This window comes from Kitasatospora sp. NPDC002965 (assembly GCF_040611255.1).
In the GTDB taxonomy this organism is placed as follows: Bacteria; Actinomycetota; Actinomycetes; order Streptomycetales; family Streptomycetaceae; genus Kitasatospora.
This window is the reverse complement of sequence record NZ_JBEXNT010000099.1, coordinates 1-22980: the sequence shown is the minus strand read 5'-3', so window position 1 is coordinate 22980 and position 22980 is coordinate 1. Positions and strand designations below refer to the sequence as shown.

Annotated in this window: 22 protein-coding genes; 13 read left to right on the top strand and 9 right to left on the bottom strand. The window is 72.7% G+C overall.

Annotation, left to right across the window (positions count from 1 at the left end):
• Entirely contained in the window at positions 1 to 858 is an 858-nt protein-coding gene (locus ABZY91_RS30025; protein WP_329879702.1) for an ABC transporter permease, read from the top strand.
• A 141-nt stretch (positions 859 to 999) separates the two neighbouring features.
• On the opposite strand, the gene greA is transcribed toward ABZY91_RS30025, so the two are convergent.
• Both greA and ABZY91_RS30015 read right to left on the bottom strand, forming a co-directional pair.
• Positions 1000 to 1500, bottom strand: a complete 501-nt coding sequence (gene greA / locus ABZY91_RS30020; RefSeq protein WP_329879703.1) for a transcription elongation factor GreA — start codon at positions 1498 to 1500, stop codon at positions 1000 to 1002.
• 314 nt (positions 1501 to 1814) lie between these two features.
• Positions 1815 to 2225 (bottom strand): DUF4307 domain-containing protein, encoded by a 411-nt coding sequence (locus ABZY91_RS30015; RefSeq protein ID WP_329879704.1) that lies wholly within the window; start codon positions 2223 to 2225, stop codon positions 1815 to 1817.
• 242 nt (positions 2226 to 2467) lie between these two features.
• Between ABZY91_RS30015 and mca the strand changes: the two genes are divergently transcribed.
• The 5 genes from mca (at position 2468) to ABZY91_RS29990 (ending at position 7575) form a co-directional block, all read left to right on the top strand.
• Positions 2468 to 3373 carry a mycothiol conjugate amidase Mca gene (gene mca, locus ABZY91_RS30010; RefSeq protein WP_329879705.1) on the top strand — a complete coding sequence of 302 codons (906 nt, stop codon included), beginning with the start codon at positions 2468 to 2470 and terminating at the stop codon, positions 3371 to 3373.
• Positions 3374 to 3422: 49 nt separating this feature from the next.
• Entirely contained in the window at positions 3423 to 3614 is a 192-nt protein-coding gene (locus ABZY91_RS30005; RefSeq protein WP_329879706.1) for a hypothetical protein, read from the top strand.
• Positions 3615 to 3668: 54 nt separating this feature from the next.
• Positions 3669 to 5741 carry a thioredoxin domain-containing protein gene (locus ABZY91_RS30000; protein WP_355405990.1) on the top strand — a complete coding sequence of 691 codons (2073 nt, stop codon included), beginning with the start codon at positions 3669 to 3671 and terminating at the stop codon, positions 5739 to 5741.
• Between the two features lie 54 nt (positions 5742 to 5795).
• Complete coding sequence (locus tag ABZY91_RS29995; RefSeq protein ID WP_355405989.1) at positions 5796 to 6719, top strand: GNAT family N-acetyltransferase; 924 nt, start codon at positions 5796 to 5798, stop codon at positions 6717 to 6719.
• Between the two features lie 97 nt (positions 6720 to 6816).
• Positions 6817 to 7575, top strand: coding sequence for a sterol desaturase family protein (locus ABZY91_RS29990; protein WP_355405988.1), 759 nt, complete (start codon positions 6817 to 6819; stop codon positions 7573 to 7575).
• Positions 7576 to 7585: 10 nt separating this feature from the next.
• Here ABZY91_RS29990 and ABZY91_RS29985 read toward each other — a convergent pair whose 3' ends face one another.
• A complete protein-coding gene (locus ABZY91_RS29985) occupies positions 7586 to 8518 on the bottom strand; it encodes a hypothetical protein (protein WP_355405987.1) in 933 nt (310 codons plus the stop codon).
• A 264-nt stretch (positions 8519 to 8782) separates the two neighbouring features.
• On the opposite strand from ABZY91_RS29985, the gene ABZY91_RS29980 reads away from it, so the two are divergent.
• A complete protein-coding gene (locus ABZY91_RS29980; protein WP_355405986.1) occupies positions 8783 to 9439 on the top strand; it encodes a papain-like cysteine protease family protein in 657 nt (218 codons plus the stop codon).
• 9 nt (positions 9440 to 9448) lie between these two features.
• Complete coding sequence (locus tag ABZY91_RS29975) at positions 9449 to 10288, top strand: hypothetical protein (RefSeq protein ID WP_355405985.1); 840 nt, start codon at positions 9449 to 9451, stop codon at positions 10286 to 10288.
• Between the two features lie 135 nt (positions 10289 to 10423).
• On the opposite strand, the gene ABZY91_RS29970 is transcribed toward ABZY91_RS29975, so the two are convergent.
• Together ABZY91_RS29970 and ABZY91_RS29965 are read right to left on the bottom strand one after the other, a co-directional pair.
• Positions 10424 to 11080, bottom strand: a complete 657-nt coding sequence (locus tag ABZY91_RS29970; RefSeq protein WP_355405984.1) for a TetR family transcriptional regulator — start codon at positions 11078 to 11080, stop codon at positions 10424 to 10426.
• A gap of 8 nt (positions 11081 to 11088) precedes the next feature.
• Positions 11089 to 12711 carry an MFS transporter gene (locus ABZY91_RS29965; protein ID WP_355405983.1) on the bottom strand — a complete coding sequence of 541 codons (1623 nt, stop codon included), beginning with the start codon at positions 12709 to 12711 and terminating at the stop codon, positions 11089 to 11091.
• 308 nt (positions 12712 to 13019) lie between these two features.
• Here ABZY91_RS29965 and ABZY91_RS29960 point away from each other — a divergent pair, with 308 nt between their 5' ends.
• The gene (locus ABZY91_RS29960) at positions 13020 to 13652 is read left to right on the top strand and encodes a hypothetical protein (RefSeq protein ID WP_355405982.1); all 633 of its coding nucleotides are present in this window, start codon (positions 13020 to 13022) and stop codon (positions 13650 to 13652) included.
• On the opposite strand, the gene ABZY91_RS29955 is transcribed toward ABZY91_RS29960, so the two are convergent.
• A complete protein-coding gene (locus ABZY91_RS29955; RefSeq protein ID WP_355405981.1) occupies positions 13623 to 14297 on the bottom strand; it encodes a hemolysin III family protein in 675 nt (224 codons plus the stop codon). The genes ABZY91_RS29960 and ABZY91_RS29955 overlap by 30 nt on opposite strands.
• A gap of 281 nt (positions 14298 to 14578) precedes the next feature.
• Between ABZY91_RS29955 and ABZY91_RS29950 the strand changes: the two genes are divergently transcribed.
• On the top strand, positions 14579 to 16420 hold the full coding sequence (locus tag ABZY91_RS29950) for a phosphoenolpyruvate carboxykinase (GTP) (RefSeq protein WP_329879717.1): 1842 nt from the start codon (positions 14579 to 14581) through the stop codon (positions 16418 to 16420).
• A 213-nt stretch (positions 16421 to 16633) separates the two neighbouring features.
• Here the strand turns inward: ABZY91_RS29950 and ABZY91_RS29945 are convergent, their stop codons facing one another.
• Both ABZY91_RS29945 and ABZY91_RS29940 read right to left on the bottom strand, forming a co-directional pair.
• Entirely contained in the window at positions 16634 to 17848 is a 1215-nt protein-coding gene (locus ABZY91_RS29945) for a pyridoxal phosphate-dependent aminotransferase (protein ID WP_329879718.1), read from the bottom strand.
• Between the two features lie 111 nt (positions 17849 to 17959).
• A complete protein-coding gene (locus tag ABZY91_RS29940; protein WP_355405980.1) occupies positions 17960 to 18706 on the bottom strand; it encodes a hypothetical protein in 747 nt (248 codons plus the stop codon).
• Between the two features lie 144 nt (positions 18707 to 18850).
• On the opposite strand from ABZY91_RS29940, the gene ABZY91_RS29935 reads away from it, so the two are divergent.
• The gene (locus ABZY91_RS29935; RefSeq protein WP_355405979.1) at positions 18851 to 19567 is read left to right on the top strand and encodes a prepilin peptidase; all 717 of its coding nucleotides are present in this window, start codon (positions 18851 to 18853) and stop codon (positions 19565 to 19567) included.
• Positions 19568 to 19707: 140 nt separating this feature from the next.
• Here ABZY91_RS29935 and ABZY91_RS29930 read toward each other — a convergent pair whose 3' ends face one another.
• Positions 19708 to 21327 carry a glycosyl hydrolase family 18 protein gene (locus ABZY91_RS29930; protein WP_329879721.1) on the bottom strand — a complete coding sequence of 540 codons (1620 nt, stop codon included), beginning with the start codon at positions 21325 to 21327 and terminating at the stop codon, positions 19708 to 19710.
• A gap of 406 nt (positions 21328 to 21733) precedes the next feature.
• Between ABZY91_RS29930 and ABZY91_RS29925 the strand changes: the two genes are divergently transcribed.
• Together ABZY91_RS29925 and ABZY91_RS29920 are read left to right on the top strand one after the other, a co-directional pair.
• On the top strand, positions 21734 to 22528 hold the full coding sequence (locus ABZY91_RS29925) for an isoprenyl transferase (RefSeq protein WP_329879722.1): 795 nt from the start codon (positions 21734 to 21736) through the stop codon (positions 22526 to 22528).
• Positions 22529 to 22855: 327 nt separating this feature from the next.
• The coding region (locus tag ABZY91_RS29920; RefSeq protein WP_355406000.1) for a PIN domain-containing protein at positions 22856 to 22980 on the top strand (125 nt) is incomplete at its 3' end.

The following is a 22980-nucleotide window of genomic DNA, read 5'->3' as shown; positions in this document are numbered from 1 at the left end:
ATGACGACGGCCACCCAGCACGCCATCGGCGGGGCGGTACCCAAACAGCGCCGCGGAGCGGCCGCCACCCTGCACGACTCCTGGGTGGTGGCGAAGCGCAACCTGCGGCGGATGTCCCGGATACCCGAGATCGTGGTGTTCGGCCTGATGCAGCCGGTGATGTTCGTCCTGCTGTTCTCGTACGTCATGGGCGGGGCGATCCAGATCCCCGGGACGCAGTCCAGCTCCTCGACGTACATCCAGTTCCTGATGGCCGGCATCTTCGCCCAGACGGTCACCTTCGCGACGGCCGGCGCCTCCGCCGGCATCGCCGAGGACATGTCCAAGGGCCTGGTCGACCGGTTCCGCTCGCTGCCGATGGCCCGCTCGGCGGTCCTGGTCGGCCGGACCCTGGCGGACCTCGTCCAGACCGCGTTCACGCTGGTGGTGCTCGCGCTGGTGGCGCTCCTGGTGGGCTGGCGGATCCACGAGGGCCTGCTGTCCGCGCTGGCCGCGTTCGGACTGCTGCTCCTGCTCGGCTACGCCTTCTCCTGGATCGGCGCACTGATCGGTCTCTCGGTGCGCAGCCCCGAGGCGGCCACCTCGGCCGGGCTGATCTGGCTCTTCCCGCTGACCTTCATCTCGAACGCCTTCGTGCCGGTCAGCTCGATGCCCGGCTGGCTGCAGGGGATCGCCTACTGGAACCCGTTCAGCGCCACGGTGCAGGCCTGCCGGAACCTCTTCGGCAACCAGGTGGGCCCGGTGGACGACGCCTGGCCGATGCAGCACGCGGAACTGATGTCGGTGCTCTGGTCGCTGGCGATCATCGCGGCGTTCTCGTGGCTGTCGGTGCGCAAGTACCGCTCGGCCGTGGGCTGACCCGCGGCGCGGCCCGTGGGCGGGTAGGCGCGAGGGCGGCCGTGGTTCGTGCCACGGCCGCCCTCGTCGGCGTTCTGCGGGGGTCGGCCGGCGCCGGTCGGACGGGTGGTCCCGTCCCGGGGCCGATGCCGGTCGGAAGGGTCAGCCGGCGTAGGGCTTGACCTCGACGATCTTGACCATGGCCCGCTTGCCGTTCGGCAGCTCGTAGGTCGCCTCGTCGCCGATCGTCTTGCCGTCGATCGCGCGGCCCAGCGGGGACTGCGGCGAGTAGATCTCCAGGTCGTCGTCGCCGGCCACCTCGCGCGAGCCGAGCAGGAACTTCATGGTGTCGTCCGTGTCGCCGTCGAAGGCGACCGTCACGACCATGCCCGGAGCCACCACACCCGAGTCGGCCGGAGCCTCGCCGACCTTGGCGCGCTCCAGCAGCTGGGTGAGCTGGCGGATGCGCAGCTCGTACTTGCCCTGCTCCTCCTTGGCCGCGTGGTAGCCGGCGTTCTCCTTGAGGTCACCCTCTTCGCGCGCCGCCTCGATCTTCTGGGCGATCTCGATGCGCCAGGGGCCGGTCAGGTGGTCCAGCTCGGCCTTGAGCTGGTCGTAGCCGGACTGAGTGAGCCAGGTCACGTTCTCGCTGGTCTGGGTCACGGGTGCTCCTCGTAGGTGCTGGGGCTGTGCTGAGGGTGTGAGTCGTCAGCGCGTCTGGTGGTGCTGATATCGGTCTTAACTACAAAGCAACGCCCGCTCCCGTACCAGCTGGTGCGGAAGGGGCGAAACCACGAGCCTAACAACTCCCGCCGACAAGCGGGAGGGCCGTTGGCGCGTCATTGACGACGACATTGCGCCGAGATGTACAGCAGCGGTGCGCGACTCCTCTACGGATGCCCGCTCTCCAGATCGAATATGCGCTCCGGGTGGCCGTCGCCGCCAGTGATTACCGGGGGCCGGCCCTCCGCGGGCGGCTACGCGGGGGTGCAGCCGAGGAGCTCGGCGGTGGTGCCGCGGGAGGTGGTCCGCAGACTGACCACCGCGTCGTAGCCGGAGCCGTCCGCCGGTACCGGGAAGTCGGCCACCCCGACCACCGCGCCGTTCTCGCCCTGCGAGCGGACGGTGCAACTGCCCGCGGTGCCGTCGCTCTTGCGCACCGACAGGTGCAGCTGCATCTCGACGTCGGAGACCGCCTCGAAGGACGGCACGGCGCCGTTGATCTTCGTCTCGCGGATCAGGTACGAGGCTCCCAGCCACGTGACCAGGCCCAGCGCCAGCACTCCGCAGACCGCGCCGATCACCTTGAGCCGCCGGTCCGCCTCGCGGTCGCCGCGCCGTCCGTAGCGCCCCTCGGGCAGCTGCGGCGTCCTGGTGCCTGCGGTCATCGGGCTCAGTCCTCTCGTGGGGAGGGGGCCGCGCGGGTGGTGCGGGGGAATGCGGTGCTCCTCCAGTCCGTCACTATAGGAGGGGCACGCCCACGGCCGGTCCGGCGGGGGCGGGGCTCGGCCGTGTCGGCGACAGGTGCGGCGGCCGGTCCCGCGGTGACGCGGTCCCGTACCGAGCGGCTCAGACGGTGGGCAGACCGGCTTGCGCGGGACGCCCAGACATTGTGGAAGGAACGCACGCGTTGACTGAGCAGTTGCGACTGATGGCGGTGCACGCCCACCCGGACGACGAGTCCAGCAAGGGCGCGGCGACCATGGCCATGTACGTCGACCAGGGGGTGGACGTGCTCGTGGCCACCTGCACGGGAGGGGAACGCGGGTCGGTTCTCAACCCCAAGCTGCAGGGCCGGCCGGAGATCGAGGAGAACATCCACGAGGTCCGGGCCAAGGAGATGGACGAGGCCCGCGCGATCCTCGGGGTCAAGCAGGCCTGGCTGGGCTTCGTGGACTCGGGCCTGCCGGAGGGCGACCCGCTGCCCCCGCTCCCCGAGGGGTGCTTCGCCCTCCAGGACGTCAAGGACGCGGCCGAACCGCTGGTCCGCCTGATCCGGGAGTTCAAGCCGCAGGTCATCACGACCTACGACGAGAACGGCGGCTACCCGCACCCCGACCACATCATGACCCACAAGATCACCATGCTGGCCTTCGAGGCCGCGGGGGACCCGGACGCCTACCCGGACGCCGGTGAGCCCTGGCAGCCGCTGAAGGTCTACTACAACCACGGCTTCCCGATGGGCCGGATCCGCGCGCTCCACCAGTACCTCTCCGAGAACGGCCACGAGTCCCCCTACGGCGAGTGGATCGCCGGCTGGGAGAAGAGCGGCCGCAAGGAGCGCGAGATCACCACCCGGGTCCGCTGCGACGACTGGTTCGAGACCCGGGACCGCGCGCTGATCGCGCACGCCACCCAGATCGACCCGGACGGCCCCTGGTTCCGCGTCCCGCTGGAGGTCCAGCGCGAGGTCTGGCCCACGGAGGACTACGAGCTCGCCCGTACCCTCATCGACGTGGACCTCCCGGAGGACGACCTGTTCGCCGGCCTTCGCACGCCCAGCCTGACGGCCGAATCGGCCGACACGCGCGACTGAACCACCCCCCGACGGCCCGGCTCCCCGTGAGCCGGGCCACCATAGAGATATGAGCGCCTCCGTGAACCTCACCCACCTCGCCGCCGAGCTCGCCGTCGACGACGCCAAGGTCACCCCCGGCCTGCTGGGCTTCGTGGTCTTCGCCGTCCTCGGCGTGGCCACCTGGTTCCTGGCCAAGTCGATGAACCGACAGTTCAAGAAGGTCGACTTCGTCGAGCAGCCGGAGGCCTCGAAGGAGTGAGTCCGGCGCCCGTCCGCGCGCCGGTGCGCCGGCCCGATGCGCAAGGATGGGGGCATGCCTAACCGCCTCGCCGACGCGACGTCCCCGTACCTGCTCCAGCACGCCGGGAACCCCGTGGACTGGTGGCCGTGGGGCCCCGAGGCGTTCGAGGAGGCCCGCCGCCGCGGCGTGCCGGTCCTGCTGAGCGTCGGGTACGCCGCCTGCCACTGGTGCCACGTGATGGCGCACGAGTCCTTCGAGGACGAAGGCGTCGCGGCGTACGCCAACGAGCGGTTCGTGGCCGTGAAGGTCGACCGCGAGGAGCGGCCGGACGTCGACGCCGTGTACATGGAGGCGGTGCAGGCGGCGACCGGGCAGGGCGGCTGGCCGATGACCGTCTTCCTGACCCCCGACAAGGAGCCGTTCTACTTCGGCACCTACTTCCCGCCCGAGCCGCGGCACGGCATGCCGTCCTTCCGGCAGGTGCTGGAAGGCGTGCACGCGGCCTGGCGGGACCGGCGTGACGAGGTCGGCGAGGTCGCCGCCCGGATCCGGGCCGACCTCTCCGAGCGGGCGTCGGTGTACGCGGTCGGCAGCGGCGTGCACCAGCCGCCGGGGGAGACCGGCCTGCACGAGGCGCTGGTCGCGCTCAGCCGTGACTTCGACGAACGCCGCGGCGGGTTCGGCGGGGCGCCCAAGTTCCCGCCGGCCATGGTCGTCGAGTACCTGCTGCGCCACCACGCCCGGACCGGTTCGGAGGCGGCGCTGGAGATGGCCGTCCGCACCGGCGAGGCGATGGCCCGCGGCGGCATCCACGACCAGCTCGGCGGCGGGTTCGCCCGGTACGCGGTGGACGCCGACTGGGTCGTCCCGCACTTCGAGAAGATGCTGTACGACAACGCGCTGCTGCTCCGCGCCTACCTGCACCTGTGGCGGGCCACCGGCTCCCCGCTCGCCCGCCGCACCGCACTGACCACCGCGGACTTCCTGCTGCGCGAACTGCGCACCCCCGAGGGCGCGTTCGCCTCCGCGCTGGACGCGGACAGCACGGACCCGGCGACCGGCCGCTCGGTCGAGGGGGCGTACTACGTGTGGACGCCCGCCCAGCTGGCCGAGGTGCTCGGGGACGCGGACGGCGGGTACGCCGCCGAGCTGTTCGAGGTGACCGGCGCGGGGACCTTCGAGCACGGGTCCTCGGTGCTCCAGCTGCTCGCCGACCCGGCGGACGACGCCGCCCACGAGCGCGTCCGGTCCCGGCTGTTCGAGGCGCGGGCCGCCCGGCCCGCACCCGCCCGGGACGACAAGGTGGTCGCCGCCTGGAACGGGCTGGCCGTCGCCGCCCTCGCCGAGACGGGCGCCCTGCTGGACCGGCCCGACCTCGTCGAGGCCGCCGAGCGTGCCGCCGACCTGCTGCTCGCCGTTCACCTCACCCCCGACGGCCGGCTGCTGCGCACCTCGCGCGACGGCCGCCCGGGCCCGAACGCGGGCGTGCTGGAGGACTACGCCGACACCGCGGAGGGCTTCCTCGCCCTGTTCGCCGTGACCGGGGAGGCCGAGTGGCTCCAGCTGGCCGGCGGGCTGCTGGACACCGTGCTCAAGCACTTCGCCGACGGGACCACCGGGGCGCTGTTCGACACCGCCGACGACGCCGAGGAGCTGATCCGGCGTCCGCAGGACCCGACCGACAACGCCACCCCGTCCGGCTGGACCGCCGCCGCCAACGCCCTGCTCACGTACGCCGCGTACACCGGTTCGGCACGTCACCGGACCGCGGCCGAGCGGGCGCTCGGCATCGTCGGCGCACTCGCCCCGCGCGCTCCCCGCTTCATCGGCTGGGGCCTGGCCGCCGCCGAGGCCCTGGCCGACGGGCCGCGCGAGGTCGCCGTGATCGGGTCGGCCGGCGACCCGGCCACCGCCGCGCTGCACCGGGTCGCCCTGCTGGGTACCGCGCCCGGCGCGGTGGTCGCGCTCGGCGAGCCGGGAGCGGGCAGCGACGAGGTGCCGCTGCTGGCCGACCGACCGCTGGTGGGCGGGGCGCCGGCCGCGTACGTCTGCCGGCACTTCGTCTGCGACGCGCCGACCACCGACCCCGCGGTGCTGGCGGAGCGGCTGGGCGCGACGGCGGAGGCGGGCGGCGCGCCCTCCTGACCGTGCCCCGGAAATCGGGTGGTGCGCGGACGAAAGGGCGGGCGAAGATGGTCCATGGCCTGGACCCTGAGCACCTCCGTCGACGAGTTCCACACCCGCGCGGGCGGGTTCCTCGCCGCGCGCCCGGCCCGGAACACCGTGCTGCTCACCGTGACGGACCGGCTGAGGGAGCGCGGTCCGCACTACTACGGCGAGGACGCGCCGGTCTTCGGCTGGTGGTGCCCCGAGCCCGGCGGGCCGGTCGGCGGGGCCTTCCTGCGAACGCCCCCGTTCGGACTGCGGCTCGGGGAGATGCCGGTGTCGGCGGCCGGCGAGCTGGCGGCCGAACTCGCCGCCGCCCGGACCGGAGCGGGGGCGGCGGTAGGGGCTGCGGTCGGGGCCGGTTCGGCGGACGTCGTCGAGGTCGCCGGGAGTGACGCGGCCGTGGCGGCGTTCTCCGCCGCCTGGCAGGCCGCCACCGGCGCCACCGGGTCCGTCCGGACCAGGGAGCGGCTCTACCGGCTCGGCGAGCCGACCGAGCCGCCGCGTCCGCCGGCCGGCGGCGCCAGGCTCGCCGACCCGTCGGACCGGGAGCTGGTGATCGAGTGGCTCGGACGGTTCGTGGTCGAGGCCCGGCTGGTGGCCTCCGGCGTCGCGACGCTCGCCGACGACCGGATCGCCGCCCGGCAGCTCCACCTCTGGGAGGACGGGGGGCGCCCGGTGGCGCTCGCCGGGCACAGTGCGGTGATCGCCGGGATGTCCCGGATCGGCCCGGTCTACACGCCGGGCGACCACCGCGGACGCGGCTACGGGAGCGGGGTCACGGCGGCGGCCTCGGCCCACGCGCTGGGGCTCGGTGCGACGGAGGTGCTGCTGTACACCGACCTCGCCAATCCGACGAGCAACTCGATCTACCAGCAGATCGGCTACCGGCCGGTGGAGGACTGCACCGTGCTGGAGTTCCGGGGCCGGGCGGCCCGGCGGGCCCGCGTAGCCTGAGCGGCGCCGCCGGCCGGTGCGGACGGGGGAACCGCCCGTCCCGGGCCGGCGTCCGATCCGGACGGGGCGGCCGCCACGGCCGCCGGGGGAGGTGGCCGTGACGGTGGACGGGTTGCTCGAACGGGCGGGCCGGCTGGGCCCGGGGGAGGTGCTGGCCGGCGCGCTGGCCGGCAACCTCGCCCTGTTCGCGGTGGCGCTGGTCGCCGGGAGCCTGCTGGTCCGCCGCTTCGGCGACCGGCGGGTGGCGCCGGAGCCCCCGCCGCCGGACCGCCGCGAGTGGCTGCTGACGGCCACCGCCGTCCTTCTCAACTCCGGTGTGGGAGTGGCCGGCTGGGCACTCTGGCAGCACGGTCTGCTGCGGCTCTCGGCGGACACCGGTCTGCGGGCGGTGGCCGAGCTGCTGCTGTTCTCCCTGGTGATGGACGCCCTGATGTACGCGGGCCACTGGCTCGCCCACCGTCGCCGGCTCTACCGGCTGGCCCACGAACTGCACCACCGCTACCCGGACCCGCGCCCGTCCACGCTCTTCGTCCTGCACCCCCTGGAGGTGCTGGGCTTCGGCGGTACCTGGCTCGCGGTGCTCTGCCTCTGGGAGATCTCCGCCCTGGCGCTGGCCGGGTACGTCGTGGTCAACCTGGTCTTCGGCCTGCTCGGCCACCTGGGCGTGGAGCCCTTCCCGGCCCGGGCCCGGCGGCTCGCGGTGTTCCGCTGGGTGGCGCTGCCGATGTTCCACGCGGGCCACCACGTCGACCCCGGGGTCAACCTGGGCTTCTACACCACCGTCTGGGACCGGCTGTTCGGCACCATCGACCCCGCCTACGACACCCGCCGCACGGCGGAGAACCCGGCGCCGTGAAGGGAGGCGGCTACTCCCAGTCCCACCGGATGCCCAGCAGGCACGGCCGGAGCGCGGTGGCCACCAGATGGACGCAGCGGTGGCCGTCGAGCGTCAACTCCTCGCTCTCGTAGGACTTCTCGCCCGGGGCGCGGCGGGCGAAGCGGCGGCAGCGGACGGGGAGCGCGGCGGGGTGGAAGGTAATCTGGAGGACGTACTGCCCGGCCCCGGAGTTGAAGCCCCGGACGTACTCGCAGCTGGGTGTGGGTGACGGCGCGTCGTCGAAGCCGTAGCCGAGCAGGTGGGTGTCACCGGCCCGGAGCCGGCGGTCGAGGAGGAGTTCGGCGACCAGCAGGTCGTGGGTCTGGTCGCGCCGGATCCGGCCCGGGCGGCAGTTCTCCTCCGCCCTGACCCCGACCCGGGTGATGTCGCTGCCGGGGTCGCCCTGGTGGATGGCGAGGTAGCGGTCGATGCCGTCGCGGTGGGCGCGCAGGGCGTGCTGGGAGTCGCGGCGGACCAGCTGGCGGTCGGCGCCGATCCGGATCCGCTCGATGTGGGTGATGGTGTGCAGCCCCGTGTCGCGCGGTCCGGCGATGGTGGCGAGCAGGTCGTCGACGGCGGCGGCCGGGGCGATCAGGTCGCGGTAGGGGCGGACGGGAGGGCCGGCCGGGCTGTCGGGGGTGGTGCGCCGAGGTCCGAGCAGCCGGGTGAGCGAGTGCTCGGGGAGGTCCAGGACGTCCTCCAACGCTCGTACCGCGCGCAGGGATTCGGCCCGTTCGGGGCGCCGGTGGCCCTGCTGCCAGTAGCTGAGGCTGGTGACCCCGATGTGGACGCCGCGCAGGGCGAGGTGTTCGCGGACGCGGTGCAGGGCGAGGCCGCGGGTGGTGATCGCGGTCCGCAGGGCGAGGTGGAACGGGCCGGTGCGCAGGGCGGTGGCGAGGTCGGGGTGGTCGGTCCGCTGCATGGCGGCCTCCTCGGGTGGCGGACGGGGCGGGTCCGGCTGGTCGTGAATATTCACATGTGGAAGGGGGTTTGTCACCGGTCGGGGCGTTCCGGGCGGGGGTTGCGGGGCGGCGTTCACACCGGGAACGGGACCGTTCACACCCGGGTCGGCGGACCGCCGGGGGCGTTGACCGGCCATGTCAACGGCGCGATGCTCATGGCGCGGATCCGGACCGCACCCCCACAGCTCTCGACTCCTCTGCCTGTCGCAAGGAGGAAATCCCCCATGTCAGTTCCACGGACACGCCTGCGCCGCGCCGTCGCGGTGCTCGCGCTCGGCGTCCTCGGTCCGGCGCTCAGCGTCGCGGCCGTCACCCCGGCCCGGGCCACCCCCACGGCCCTCGCCGGGACCGACCAGATCAGGCCCGCCGCCGCGCCGGGTGCCACGGCCGACCTGGCCGGCACCTTCAAGAAGCTCAACATCACCATGCAGCAGCAACAGCAGACCAACTGGTGCTGGGCGGCGAGCGGCAACACCATCGCGACCTGGTACGGCTACACCTACAGCCAGAACCAGTTCTGCAACGCCGCGTTCGGCCGCTCGGCGAACTCCAGCTGCCCCAACAACCAGGCCACCCTGGGCGACGTGCAGACCGGCCTGCGCTGGGTCGGCATCAACCCGGGCTCCTACGTCACCGGCTACCTGCGCTACAGCACGGTGCAGACGGAGGTGAACGCCAACCGGCCGATCGAGACCCGGATCCAGTGGAGCTCGGGCGGCGGCCACATGCACGTGGTCTACGGGTTCGACACCTCCAACAACTGGGTCTACTGGGGTGACCCGTGGCCGTCCAACACCCGTTACAACTGGGCGGACTACAACTACTACGTGTCGAACGGCACGTTCTCCTGGACCCACTCCCTGTACCGGATCGGCGCGTGAGGGGCGACCATGACCAGCATCCGTAACGTCGCCGCCGGCGTCCTGCTGGCGGCCGGGATCGGCCTGGCCGTCGCTCCGGCGGCGTCCGCGGCAGAGCCCGCACAGGGCCCCGCTCCCGTCTCCGCCGCCGAGCTGGCCCAGGCCAGGAGCGCGGTGCAGAGCCCCGCCGTGCTCGACCAGTTGGGGCGCTTCTTCGCCCGCAAGGGCGTCCCGCCGACCAAGCAGCTCACCATCGGCGCCGCCGAGGAGGCGCAGGCCGCGAGTGCGGCGGCCCCGCGGCTGACCGGCGAGACCGTGCCGGTCTACACCCTGGACGCGGCGTTCGTGGCCGGCACCCCGGGTGCGGCCGTGGCCAGGGCGGAGTTCACCGCGAGCCGGGTGGTCTCGACCGACGGACAGGTCGCCTCGGTCTGGACCGTGAAGGAGGGCGGCGCCTGGCGGGTCGTCAACATCGCCTCCGGCGGGGACGAGAACGACTACGCGGCGCAGGCCGCGAGCACCGGCGGCGGGACGGCGTTCCGCGAGCCGCAGCTCAACGCCTGGTACGTGCTGCGGGACGGCCGGGTGCTCCCACTGGACGACGAGGCCCGCGGCTCGGTGGGCGACTCCGGGGTGACCCTGGCGGCGTACCGGCAGCTGGTCCGGGAGCGGTACGGCGACAAGCTGCCCGGCTCGGCGTACGACCGGGCGGGCAAGGGCGGCGGCTACCGCCCGGACGCGGCCGGTGAGCCGGCCGGGAGCGGCGGGAGCGTGCTGCCCGCCGCGACGGCGACCGCGGCCCTGAGCGTCACCGCTGTCGCGGGCGCGGGCCTCGCGTTGCGGCGGCGGGTGGGAGTCCGGCGCGGGTAGCGCCGGACCGAGGCGGCGGGGCCCGGCACGGCGACCGGGCCCCGCCGCAGGCCCGGGCCCGTCCGGGCCCGTTCGGGTCCGGGCGCCCGTCCGGGCCCTGCCGCGGGACCGGCCGCCTGCCGTACGTCCGGGCGCCTAGAGCTCGGTGAAGCCGCTCTCCATGATCGCGAAGGCGCGGTTGACCAGCTCGGCCATGTCCTCGGTGCCGCCGCTCTCGGCCCAGCGCAGGACGGCCTCCGTGGTGGCCGCGCCGAGCGAGGCGGCGGTGATCCGCATCGCGAAGGTCGGCTCCTGGACACCGGCCCGCTGCATCAGCACGGTGAGGTAGAGCTGCTGCGGGTCGTTGGCGGTGTCGCGCATCCGGGCCCTCAGCGCGGGGACTTCGGTGACCAGCCGCATCCGGACGAGGAGTTCCTCGCGCTCGTCCCGGACCAGTGTGCGGATCAGCCCGGTGAGGGCCTCCCGGCAGGAGCGCAGGAACGGTTCGTCAGCGGGCCGTGCCAGCAGGGCGGCGATCATCGCCGGGTCGTACTCGTCGGTGAGGACGACGTCCTCCTTGGTGGCGAAGTACCGGAAGAAGGTCGACTGCGAGACCTCGGCGGCGTCCGCGATCCGGTCCACCGTGGTGTTCTCGTAGCCCAGTTCGGCGAAGAGCCGGTACGCCTCGCGGCGGATCGCCCGGCGGGTCTTCAGCTTCTTCCGCTCGCGCAGCGACAGCGGCGCCGCCGGCATCGCCTGGACCGGATCGTCCGGGCCCGCCGGGGGTGCCGCTGTCGGCTGCGCTGCGCTCATACCTTCGATTATCCGTGATCGGCCGCGGGCGCGGCGGACGGTCCGGGACCGGTGCCGGGGCCGTCGGCGGCGGGCTCGCCGGTGACCGCTCCGCCGACGGAGGGCTCGGCGGGCCCGGTGGGCTCGACGGACGGCATCCGGAGGGCGACCAGAACCGCCGACAGCACCGCGACCACCCCGGCGGTCAGCAGCACCGCCGTCATCCCGTGGACGTAGGCGGCGTGCGCGGAGGCGGCCAGTGACGGGTCCCCGGTGGAGGCGGCGACGGCGTCGGCGGCCACCACCGACTGCCCGGCCCGGTCCGCGGCGCCCGCCGGGAGCTCGGTGGTGTCCAGCGCTCCCCGGTACGAGCCGGCCAGCAGGCTGCCGAAGAGCGCGACCCCGATCGCCCCGCCCACCTGACGGAAGGTCTGGAGCAGCCCCGAACCGACGCCGGCCCGGGCGGGCGGCAGGGTGAGCAGCGCGGTGGCCTGGGCGGTGATGATCGACAGGCCCATGCCGAACCCGAGCAGGACCAGCCAGACCGCCGCCGGGCCGTAACCGTCGGAGGCGTCCGTCCGGCTGCCGATCAGCAGGGCTCCGGCCAGGACGGCCAGCCCGGCGGTGATCACCGGCCGGTGGCCGGTCCGGGCGACCAGCTTGTCGCTGAACCGGGCCGCCACCATCAGGCCGAGCATCATCGGCATCAGCCGCAGGCCGGTGCCGAAGGCGTCGGCGCCGAGCACGCTCTGGAAGTAGAGGGGCAGCACGAAGAAGGCTCCGTACAGCACCAGGGAGACCAGGGTCGCGGCCACCACCGACCAGCGGAAGGTGCGGTCGGCGAGCAGGGTGAGGTCGAGCATCGGGTCGGGCCGGCGCCGGCTGCGCCGCACCAGCGCGGTGAGCGCGACCAGCGAGCCGCCGATCGTGCCGAGGACCAGGGGGTCGGACCAGCCGCGCTCGGGGCCCTCGATGATGCCGTAGGTGAGTACCGCCAGGCCGCCGGCGCCGAGCAGGGTGCCGAGCAGGTCGATCCGGGGTGCGGCGGGGTTGCGGGTCTCCGGCAACAGGATCAGGCAGGCGGTGATGCCGATCGCGACCAGCGGGAGGTTGACCACGAAGATCGCGCCCCACCAGAAGTGCTGGAGCAGGAAGCCGCCGATCAGCGGACCGAGCGGGGTGCCGACGGCGAGGGCGGCGGCCAGGACCGCGGTGGCGCGGCGTTGCTCGGCGGCCGGGAAGATCCCGGGGATCACCGCCATGGACATCGGCATCACCAGCGCGCCGGCCAGGCCCATCGCGGCGCGCGCGGCGATCAGCGTGCCGGGGCTGTCGGCGAGCATGCCGACGGCGGAGGAGAGGCCGAACAGCGCGAGGCCCAGGGTGAGGACGAGGCGCCGGCCGAAGCGGTCGCCGATCAGCCCGGCGGGGAGCATCGCCGCGGCGAAGACCACGCTGTAGGAGTCGACGATCCACTGCTGCTGCCCGGTGGTGGCCTCCAACTGGGAGGCCAGGGTGGGCAATGCCACGTTGAGGACCGTCATGTCGAAGCTGATCACCAGGACGCTGAGGGCGACGGCGACGAGCGCGAGCCAGCGCCGCGGGTCGGGCCCGGGCGGGGCCGGGGCCCGGTCGGTGGGCGGGGTGGTCACGGACAACCTCCGGAGACCTGGAAGATGGTCGCTGTCAAATGACAGTAACCTCCAGAAGGTGGCTCCCGTCAATGTCGGCCCCTGGTGGCGGAATCGTCACGCTCCGTGATGTGTCCTGGAAGTGCGCGTTCCGCACATGGAATTGACGCAACGTTGATCTGTCGTTCGCCGCTTTCGGGCGGTTTCGGGTGACTGACGGTAGATAGGATGTGGCGGTCGGTCAGTGCGGGCCGATGCGTGCCGAGAGCGGAGAAGGGGTGGGGCGGCAGGAGCCGACCACGAGCCCGGCGCAGGAAGGGGAAGCCGAAATGGCTGGTCGGAAGTCGGGTGCCCAGATCTGGGGTGCCGCAGTGGTGGTGGGCTCGGCGCTGGCGGTGGTCGCGGCCTACCTGATCAACGGCGCCGCGCTGGTGCTGGCGGTCGCCGGGGTCGAGGTGCTGCTGCTGATGGTGTACGTCGGGCTGCGCTGGCAGCTGCTCCACCGGGCGGCCGAGCCGGGTGGACGGCCCCCGGCACGCGGTCACCGGACGGCCGGCGGCAGCCCGGACGCCGCGCACTGCGAGCGCTGCCGGCGGGCCCGCGAGGCGATCGACGCGCGGCAGGCCGAGCGGCTCCGGCGGACTCTGCCGGGCCCGGGGCGCGAGCCCGCGGCGCCCGGCCGCCCGGTCCGCGAGCGCCGGTCGTACGAGCGTTCGGCCGGCCACCACCGGCCGGTGCGCGGAAGTCAGCCGCCGCACGACCCCCGCGGAGCATATGACCCCCGCGGGTCGCGCGGCCCCGAGTCACGGGGGCACGAGTCCCGCGGTCACGAGACCGCGGTGACGCACGACCGCCCGGTCCGCGAGTGGACGGCCGAACGGGCGGCCGCCCGGTCCGCGGACCGGCCGACCGCCCGTCACGGGGCGCCGGGTTCAGCCGGCCGCGCTGTAGGCCGCCAGTGAGATCCCGACGTACTGCGTGATGAAGGCCCCGAGGGTGAAGGCGTGGAACACCTCGTGGAAGCCGAAGCGGCCCGGTGACGGATCGGGCCGCTTGAGCCCGTACACCACGCCGCCGACGCTGTAGAGCACGCCGCCGACGATCATCAGCACCAGGACGGCGACTCCGCCGGTGCGCAGGAAGTCGGGCAGGTAGAACGCGGCGGCCCAGCCCAGCGCGAGGTACACCGGCGTGTACAGCCAGCGCGGCGCGCCGACCCAGAACACCCGGAACGCGATCCCGGCGAGCGCCCCGCCCCAGACCGCCCAGAGCAGCAACTGCCGGTCGGCGCCGTCCAGCAACAGGATGGTGAACGGGGTGTAGGTGCCCGCGATGATCAGGAAGATGTTCGCGTGGTCCAGCCGGCGCAGGACCGCGTCGCCGCGCGGCCCCCAGGTGAAGCGGTGGTACACCGCGCTCACCCCGAAGAGCAGCCAGGCGCTGGCCGAGTAGATCGCGCACGCGATCCTGGCGGGGCCCGGTTCGGCGAGGCAGATCAGCACGATCCCGGCGGCCACCGCGGCAGGGAACATTCCGGCGTGCAGCCAGCCGCGCCATGTCGGCTTGGGCTCGACACGCTCCGTGCTCTCCAGGAGCTCAGCAGTCATGTCCGCATGCTACCCGCTACCTACGGCTCCGTAGGTTACTGACGCGTAGGAAGTGTCGGTCGTCACTAGTTGGACGTTTTGGAGTGTTCGAAGTCGGGGTGACGGGGTTCCGCACCCGCCGAAGGTGCTCCACTACTGGCCAGTAATTATCCTTACTGTAGTAAAAAATGCGCCAACTTTGCCTCCCCGCCGTATTCGGGGCCCGGACCCGGAGCTACGCTGCAATCACCCTCAAACCCCGCTACGCCATCTCCCCGCCGGGATGGCGTGAAGGAGCGATCGTGTCGAACGAGAACTCGGCTGCTCTCAGCGCCGCGCCTACCCGCCACCAGCGTCTGCTGGCCTGGGTGAGCGAGATCGCGGAGCTCACCCAGCCGGACCGCGTCGAGTGGTGCGACGGTTCGGACGAGGAGTACCAGCGCCTCGCGGACCTGCTGGTCGCCCAGGGCACCTTCAAGAAGCTCAACGAGGACAAGCGCCCCAACTCCTACTACGCCGCCTCGGACCCCACGGACGTGGCGCGCGTGGAGGACCGCACCTACATCTGCTCCGAGCAGGAGAAGGACGCCGGTCCGACCAACAACTGGAAGGCCCCCGCCGAGATGCGGGAGATCTTCCAGGGCGAGAACGGTCTGTTCCGCGGCGCGATGAAGGGCCGCACGATGTACGTCGTGCCCTTCTCGATGGGCCCGGTCGGCTCCCCGCTCGCCGCGTACGGCGTCGAGATCACCGACTCCGCCTACGTCGCGGTCTCGATGCGCGTGATGACCCGCATGGGCCGGGCCGTGCTGGACCAGCTCGGCGAGGACGGCGACTTCGTCAAGGCCGTGCACACCGTCGGTGCCCCGCTCGCCGAGGGACAGGCGGACGTCCCGTGGCCGTGCAGCTCCACCAAGTTCATCTCGCACTTCCCTGAGGCCAGGGAGATCTGGTCGTTCGGCTCCGGCTACGGTGGCAACGCCCTGCTCGGCAAGAAGTGCTACGCGCTGCGCATCGCCTCGACCATGGCCCGTGACGAGGGCTGGCTGGCCGAGCACATGCTCATCCTGAAGCTCACCCCGCCGGCCGGCCCCACGGGCGAGTCGGAGGTCAAGTACGTCGCGGCGGCCTTCCCGTCGGCGTGCGGCAAGACCAACCTCGCGATGCTCCAGCCCACCATCCCGGGCTGGAAGGTCGAGACGATCGGCGACGACATCGCCTGGATGCGCTTCGGCGCCGACGGCCGTCTGCGCGCCATCAACCCGGAGGCCGGCTTCTTCGGCGTCGCGCCCGGCACCGGTGTCGACACCAACGCCAACGCGATCGACACCCTCTGGGGCAACACGGTCTTCACCAACGTCGCGCTCACCGACGACGGCGACGTCTGGTGGGAGGGCCTCACCGACGAGAAGCCGGCCCACCTCACCGACTGGCGCGGTGACGACTGGACGCCGGAGTCCGGCACCCCGGCCGCCCACCCGAACGCCCGCTTCGCCGTCCCGGCCGCGCAGTGCCCGACCATCGCCCCCGAGTGGGAGGACCCGGCGGGTGTGCCGATCTCGGCCATCCTGTTCGGCGGTCGCCGCGCCACCGCAGTCCCGCTGGTGACCGAGTCCTTCGGCTGGCAGCACGGCGTCTTCCTGGGCGCCAACATCGCCTCCGAGAAGACCGCGGCCGCCGAGGGCACCGTCGGCGAGCTGCGTCGCGACCCGTTCGCGATGCTGCCCTTCTGCGGCTACAACATGGGCGACTACTTCGCCCACTGGCTGAAGGTCGGCGCCGAGGCGGACGCCGCCAAGCTGCCGAAGATCTACTACGTGAACTGGTTCCGCAAGAACGGCGCGGGCAAGTTCGTCTGGCCCGGCTACGGCGAGAACAGCCGCGTGCTCAAGTGGATCGTCGAGCGGCTGGAGGGCACCGGCGACGGTGTCGAGACGCCGATCGGCGTGCTGCCGACCGTGGAGTCCTTCGACCTCGCCGGCCTGGAGCTGTCGAAGGAGGACCTCGACCTGCTCTTCACCGTCGACGCCGACATCTGGCGCCAGGAGGCCGCGCTCGTCCCGGCCCACCTGGAACTGTTCGGCGACCACACGCCCACCGAGCTGTGGGACGAGTACCGAGACCTTGTCGCCCGCCTCGGCTGAGCCTGAGCCTCAGTAAGGCGAGTAAGTGGTCGGTGCGTGGCACGAATCGCGCACCGACGAGCGACAGGACGGCCGGAGCCCCGCCGGACGATCTTTCCCCGACCAAGGAGATCGTCCGGACCGGGACTCCGGCCGTAGCGCTTTTCCGGCCCGCGCCCGGCCTGCCGTCCCGGCCTGCGGTCCCGTCCGCGCCCGGCCCGCGCCCGGCCCGCTTCAGGGCTGCGCGTAGCCGCCGAGGAAGGTGCCGATCCGGGTGACGGCGTCGGTGATCTCCTCCGGACGCGGCAGGGTGACCAGCCGGAAGTGGTCCGGCTCCGGCCAGTTGAAGCCGGTGCCCTGGACCAGCAGGATCCGCTCGGCCCGCAGCAGGTCGAGCACCATCTGGGCGTCGTCCTTGATCTTGTAGACCTTCGGGTCCAGCCGGGGGAAGGCGTAGAGCGCCCCCTTCGGCTTGACGCAGCTGACCCCGGGGATGTCGTTGAGCAGCCGGTAGGCGGCGTCGCGGGACTCCAGCAGACGGCCGCCCGGCAGCACCAGGTCCTTGATCGACTGCCGGCCGCCGAGCGCCGCGGCCACCGCGTGCTGGGCCGGCATGTTGGCGCAGAGCCGCATCGAGGCGAGCACGGTCAGGCCCTCGACGTAGCTGCGGGCGCGGTGGCGGTCGCCGGAGAGCACCATCCAGCCGGAGCGGAAGCCCGCGACCCGGTAGGACTTGGACATGCCGTTGAAGGTGACGCAGAACAGGTCGGGGGCCAGGGTGGCCAGCGGGATGTGCTCGGCGTCGTCGTAGAGGATCTTGTCGTAGATCTCGTCCGCGTAGATCACCAGCTGGTGCCGGCGGGCGATCTCGACGAGCCCCTCCAGCACCTCGCGCGGGTAGACCGCGCCGGTCGGGTTGTTGGGGTTGATGACGACCATCGCCCTGGTCCGGTCGGTCACCTTGGCCTCGACGTCGGCGAGGTCGGGGTACCACTCGGACTGCTCGTCGCAGCGGTAGTGGACGGCGGTGCCGCCGGCCAGCGAGACGGAGGCCGTCCAGAGCGGGTAGTCCGGGGCGGGGACGAGCACCTCGTCGCCGTCGTCCAGCAGGGCGGTCATGGCCAGCTGGATGAGTTCGGAGACGCCGTTGCCGAGGAAGACGTCCTCGACGTCCAGCCCGTGCAGGCCGCGCTCCTCGTAGTGCATGACCACGGCGCGGCGGGCCGAGAGCAGCCCCTTGGAGTCGCCGTAGCCGTGCGCGGAGGAGAGGTTGCGCAGGATGTCCTGGAGGATCTCCGGGGGCGCGTCGAAGCCGAACAGCGCGGGATTGCCGGTGTTGAGCTTCAGGATGCGGTGGCCCTGCTCCTCCAGCCGCATCGCCTCGTCGAGCACCGGGCCGCGGATGTCGTAGCAGACGTTGGCGAGCTTGCTGGACTGGATGACCTGCATGCCTGCCTACTTTAGGGGCAGAACCGGGCGGTCCGGCGCGTGTCGTGGGACACCCGCCGGACCGCCCGGACGCTACTGCTCAGCCACTCCTTGGATCGGGAGGCGGAGGCGTCAGCTCGCCTTCCAGATCAGTGGCTGGGTGTCCAGAACGCTGCCGAAGGTGAGGAACTGCGGCGGTGTGTCGTTGGGCACGAGATAGACGGCACACTGCTGCTGGCTCTGGCCGTCGGCGAGCGTGCCGGGCTTCTTGCCGGAGTCGCAGGCCGGGATGGACTTCAGGATGGTCGGGGCCGCCAGGATGCCGGTCGCCTTGGCGTCGGTGTTCACCTTGAACCGCATCATGAAGTACTCGTCGTTCAGCGGGGCGCCCGTCCTGTTGGTGAACGAGACGGTCACGTAGTACGGCGTCTTGCCGGCGACGTCGGCGGGCTTGAAGTTGAACGGGGCGATGTCGGCGGCGGTGCCCTTGACCACCGAGACCGGGGTCACGTCGGCCTTGGTCTTGCCGAGGTAGCTGCCGGTGGCGGTCAGCGGCAGCGGGTTCTCGAAGGTGATCTTGCTGCCGCCCCCGCTCGCCCCGCCGATCGGGTTGCCGCTGGTGGCGGCCGAGGGGGCGGGGTTGGCGGTCGCGGTGCCGCCGCCTCCCGCCGCGCCGCCGCCGGTGGCCGCCGGGGCCCCGGTGGGTGCGGTGGTCGGCGCGCCCGTGGGGGCCCCCGCCGGAGCGCCCGCCGTGGTGCCGGCGGCGGTCGGGGCGGCGACGACGGCCGGGTCGTCGTTCTCCGGCCCGCAGGCCGTCAGGGCCAGCGCCAGCGCCGCGACCGGGACGGCCGCGCGCAGAGTGGTCCGGTGCTTCGTCAAGGTGTGTCTCCCCCGTGGATGATGTGGTCGGTCGCGGCACCCGGATCAAGGGGTGCCGCCTGAGTCGGACGCGGACGGCGTCCGGCCGGTTCCTGACCGGGACCCGCCGGATCGTACCGTCGTCGCGCGGAGGGGGAGGACGTCGTGATCGCGAGCGTGGTCGGGGCCGTGCTGGCCGGTCTGCTGGCGGCGCCGGCACTGCGCGGCCTGGTGGTGCGGTACGCCGTGCCCGAGGGCGAGCCGTGGTGCACCACCTGCCCGTCCTGCGCGCGGGAGCTGCGCGGGCTGCCGCCGACCGGCCGCTGCCCGGGCTGCCGGAGCGGGCTGGGCCCGGGCGCCTGGCAGGTGGAGGCGGTCACCGCCGCCGCGGCCGCCGCCGCGCTGACGGCCGGCCGGCCGTCCGACGCGCTGCTGCTGCTCTGGGCGGCCGGCGTCGGGGTGGTGCTCGGCTTCACCGACGCCCGGGTGCACCGGCTGCCGTACCCGCTGAGCTTGACGCTGGCGGCGGGGCTCGCGGTGCTGCTGACGGTGCTGGAGCTGGTGGACGGCAGCCCGGACGTGCTGCTGCGCTGCCTGCTGGTGGCGCTGGCGGCCGGCGCGCTGTTCGAACTGCCGGTCTGGCTGGGACTGATGGGCCCCGGGGACACCGTGCTGGCACTCGGCCTCGGCGCGCTGCTCGGACGGTACGGCTGGTCCGCGGCGCTGACCGGGCTGATCACGGTCGTGCTGCTGGCCGGGCTCTGGTCGGTCGGCGTGCTGGTGGCGGCCCTGGTGCGCCGGCGTCCGGTGCGCGGCCGGGAGGTGCCGATGGGTCCGTTCCTGCTGCTCGGCACCTTGCTCACGGTCCTGGTCCATCCGTAGCGCGGGCCGCGGCCGTGGCGCACCCGCCGTGGCGCACCCGCCCCGGAAACGGCGGACGGGCCCGTCGTACCGGTCAAGGTACGACGGGCCCGGCGCCGACGCGCTGGCCCCACCCTCACGGGGCGGCGCGCCGTGGGGGATTACGGCATCTGGTGGACGAACGGGCCGACCGCGTTGGAGAACGCGTTGCCGTTGTTGGCGTCCCAGTTGGTGGACCAGGTCATCGCGCCGCGGATGGTCGGCCACTTGGCCGGCGGGACGAAGCTGCCACAGTTCTTGCCGGTGGCCAGGCAGTCCAGGGCGTTGTTCACGACGCTCGGCGAGACGTAGCCGCCGCCGGCCGCCTTGGAGGAGGCGGGGACGCCGATGCCGACCTGGTCGGGCCGCAGGCCGCCCTGGATGTGGGTGCAGACCTGGGCGGTGATGAAGTCGATGGTGCCCTGGTTGTAGACCTTGCCGTCGCAGCCGTTCATGCCGCCCGAGTTGTAGAACTGGGTGTTGACGACGGTCAGGATGTCCTTGGTGTTCAGCGCCAGCTGGAAGTAGGAGCCGGCGGTGGAGTACATCCCGATGGTCTCCGGCGCCATCGTCAGGATGAAGCTCGGGCCGACCTTGGCCTGCAGGGCGTGCAGCGCGTTGCCCAGGTGGGTCGGGTTGAGGCCGTTCTCCAGGTCGACGTCGAGGCCGTCGAAGCCGTAGTCCTTGATGACCGCGTAGGCGGTCTCGACGAAGGCGCTCGCGGCGGCCGCGTCGTTGACGTGGATGGCGCCGTTCTGGCCGCCGATGGAGATGATGACCTTCTTGCCGGCCGCCTGCTTGGCCTTCACGTCGGCCCGGAACTGGGCGTCGGTGTAGCCGCCGAGGCCCGCGGAGAGCTCCGCGTCCAGCTTGAAGGTGATGGCGCCGGGGCGGTTGGCGACGGAGTCGGCGAACGAGACCGCGATGATGTCGTACGCGCTCTGGACGTCGCTCAGCTTCTGGAGGTTGTTGCCCTTGTTGTCGAAGTTGTGCCAGTAGCCGGTGACGACGTGCTTCGGCAGGCCGGTGTTGGGGTTGCCGGTGCTGGTCGCCGTGGGGGTCGGCGTGACCGTCTGGGTGGGGGTCGGGGTGACGGTCTGGGTCGGCGTCGCGGTGGCCGTGGGGGAGGCCGTCGTGGTCGGCGTGGCCGTGGCGGTCGGCGTCGGGGTGGGGGTGACGGTCGGGGTGGGGGTCGGGGTGGTGGTCCCGCCCGGGCCGCTCAGCACGACGTCGTCGGCGAGGTAGGCGCTCTGGCCGTACCAGCCGTGCAGGTAGAGGGTGAGGCTGGTGGCGTTGGCGCCGGTGGTGAAGGTGGTGGAGAGCTGGTTCCAGCTGTTCTGGTTGGACCAGGCGCTCGGGTCGGTGCCACCGGTGCCGCGCGCGCCGAGGTAGACGTACGGGCCCTGGACCCAGGCACTGAGGGTGTAACTGGTGTTGGGCAGCACGCTGATGGTCTGGGTGCACTCGGCGGTGTCCGCGGCGCCCGGGGTGGCCTGCAGCGCGCCGGCACCCGAGTGGACCGGGGTGGTGACGACGCGGGCGGCGCCGGTACAGGTCCAGCCGCTCAGCGAGCCGGAGTCGAAGCCACCGTTGCCGACGAGGTTCCCGGCGGCGGCGTTGGCGCCCCCGGCGAAGAGGGCGAGCCCGGTGCCGGCCAGCGCGAGGGCGGTGGCGCCGGCGGCGAGGGCGGGGAGGGGGCTGCGCCGACGCTTGTGCGCGGGCTGGTTCAGCGTACGGGCCATGGAGGTGCGCTCCTGTGGGGAGGAGCGGCCGCCGCGGTGGGGGGCGCGGCGGCCGCGTGTGGGGGAGGGGAGGTCCGCAGTACTGCCTCGGTGGGGCGGTCCGGTTGTGTTCGTTCCGCCTTGGGTCAAAAGCTGGACTAGACCATTAGTGGTCGTCAAGCATTGAACCGTCGGCTTACGGATTCCTTAAGGAATCGGAGACCGTTCCGTATCCGGCGCCCCTGTGGACACCCGGGGTTCTCGCGGGCGCCTTCCGGCCATCCGGGCCACACGCGTCGCAACAGACTCCGCACCGGACCGTGACCCTCCCGGGACCTGCGGCTTTCCTTGCCGACACAACGCGGGAGTAGGCTGCGCCGGGGGTTGTGAAGCACCCGGTGAAGTGAGCACGGAGGGGCCGAAAAGCATGGGTCTGCGCGATGTCGTCGAACGCACGCCGGGTCTGCGCACCCTGCTGGACGGGATGTACGGCCTGTACGGCCGTCGGGTCGAGGTGCACCTCGCCCGAACCCCGCACCACATCGGCGTGATCCTCGACGGCAACCGCCGCTGGGCCAAGGCGACCGGCGGGTCCACCGCCTACGGTCACCAGCGCGGGGCCGACAAGATCAGCGAGTTCCTCGGCTGGTGCGACGAGACCCACGTCAAGGTCGTCACCCTGTGGATGCTCTCCACCGACAACCTCTCCCGCCCGGCCGGCGAACTGGTCCCGCTGCTCGGGATCATCGAGGACGCCGTCACCAACCTGGCCGCCGCCCGCCGCTGGCGGGTCAACCCGGTCGGTGCGCTGGACCTGCTGCCGCAGCACACCGCCGACGTCCTCAAGAAGGCCGCCGAGGAGACCGCCGGGATCGACGGGATCACCGTGAACGTGGCCGTCGGCTACGGCGGCCGGCACGAGATCGCCGACGCCGTCCGCTCGCTGCTCCAGGAGCACGCCGGGCGGGGCACCTCGATCGAGGAGCTGGCCGAGATCCTCGACGTCGAGCACATCGCCGAGCACCTCTACACGAGGGGGCAGCCCGACCCCGACCTGGTCATCCGCACCTCGGGCGAGCAGCGGCTCTCCGGCTTCCTGCTCTGGCAGAGCGCGCACAGCGAGTTCTACTTCTGCGAGGCGTACTGGCCGGCCTTCCGGAAGGTCGACTTCCTGCGGGCGCTGCGCGCCTACGAGGAGCGGCACCGGCGGATGGGACTCTGACCCGGCGCGTACCGCGACTGCGGTCGAGGGGGCCCGGCCCGCCCGGGAGCGCCGTGCGGGCACGGTCGGAGGGGCTGCCGGAGGGGCCGCTGCAGGGGCCGTCGGGCGGGATCGGCCGCCGCCCGGGCGGAGAGCGCCGTAGGGGCTGATCTACCCGGTGGCGGGGCGAGGCCAAACGTTCACCGGCAATGATCCGTCAGTTCGCCGAGGACGCGAATGCACCGCCCCCCGCCTGGGAATACTCCAGGCAGACCGGCCCCGAGGCCACCGGGGCAGCGGGGGCCGGCTTGCCGCGGATGACGCAGGGTCATCCGCCCTGGAGGCCTAGTGGTCAGTTCCAAGAGCCGCCGGACACCAGACCGGCGCACGTACGTTCTCGACACCAGCGTGCTCCTGGCGGACCCTCTCGCCATGACCCGCTTCGAGGAGCACGAGGTCGTTCTCCCGGTGGT

Excerpts from the sequence above, each read along its gene's own strand:
- ABZY91_RS29995 (WP_355405989.1), top strand. The coding sequence starts at position 5,796 with ATGGCCTGGACCCTGAGCACCTCCGTCGACGAGTTCCACACCCGCGCG.
- ABZY91_RS30000 (WP_355405990.1), top strand. The coding sequence starts at position 3,669 with ATGCCTAACCGCCTCGCCGACGCGACGTCCCCGTACCTGCTCCAGCAC.
- ABZY91_RS30015 (WP_329879704.1), bottom strand. The coding sequence starts at position 2,225 with ATGACCGCAGGCACCAGGACGCCGCAGCTGCCCGAGGGGCGCTACGGA.
- ABZY91_RS29975 (WP_355405985.1), top strand. The coding sequence starts at position 9,449 with ATGACCAGCATCCGTAACGTCGCCGCCGGCGTCCTGCTGGCGGCCGGG.
- ABZY91_RS29970 (WP_355405984.1), bottom strand. The coding sequence starts at position 11,080 with ATGAGCGCAGCGCAGCCGACAGCGGCACCCCCGGCGGGCCCGGACGAT.
- ABZY91_RS29985 (WP_355405987.1), bottom strand. The coding sequence starts at position 8,518 with ATGCAGCGGACCGACCACCCCGACCTCGCCACCGCCCTGCGCACCGGC.
- ABZY91_RS30025 (WP_329879702.1), top strand. The coding sequence starts at position 1 with ATGACGACGGCCACCCAGCACGCCATCGGCGGGGCGGTACCCAAACAG.
- ABZY91_RS29930 (WP_329879721.1), bottom strand. The coding sequence starts at position 21,327 with ATGGCCCGTACGCTGAACCAGCCCGCGCACAAGCGTCGGCGCAGCCCC.
- ABZY91_RS29960 (WP_355405982.1), top strand. The coding sequence starts at position 13,020 with ATGGCTGGTCGGAAGTCGGGTGCCCAGATCTGGGGTGCCGCAGTGGTG.
- ABZY91_RS29925 (WP_329879722.1), top strand. The coding sequence starts at position 21,734 with ATGGGTCTGCGCGATGTCGTCGAACGCACGCCGGGTCTGCGCACCCTG.
- ABZY91_RS29955 (WP_355405981.1), bottom strand. The coding sequence starts at position 14,297 with ATGACTGCTGAGCTCCTGGAGAGCACGGAGCGTGTCGAGCCCAAGCCG.
- ABZY91_RS30005 (WP_329879706.1), top strand. The coding sequence starts at position 3,423 with ATGAGCGCCTCCGTGAACCTCACCCACCTCGCCGCCGAGCTCGCCGTC.
- ABZY91_RS29980 (WP_355405986.1), top strand. The coding sequence starts at position 8,783 with ATGTCAGTTCCACGGACACGCCTGCGCCGCGCCGTCGCGGTGCTCGCG.
- ABZY91_RS29945 (WP_329879718.1), bottom strand. The coding sequence starts at position 17,848 with ATGCAGGTCATCCAGTCCAGCAAGCTCGCCAACGTCTGCTACGACATC.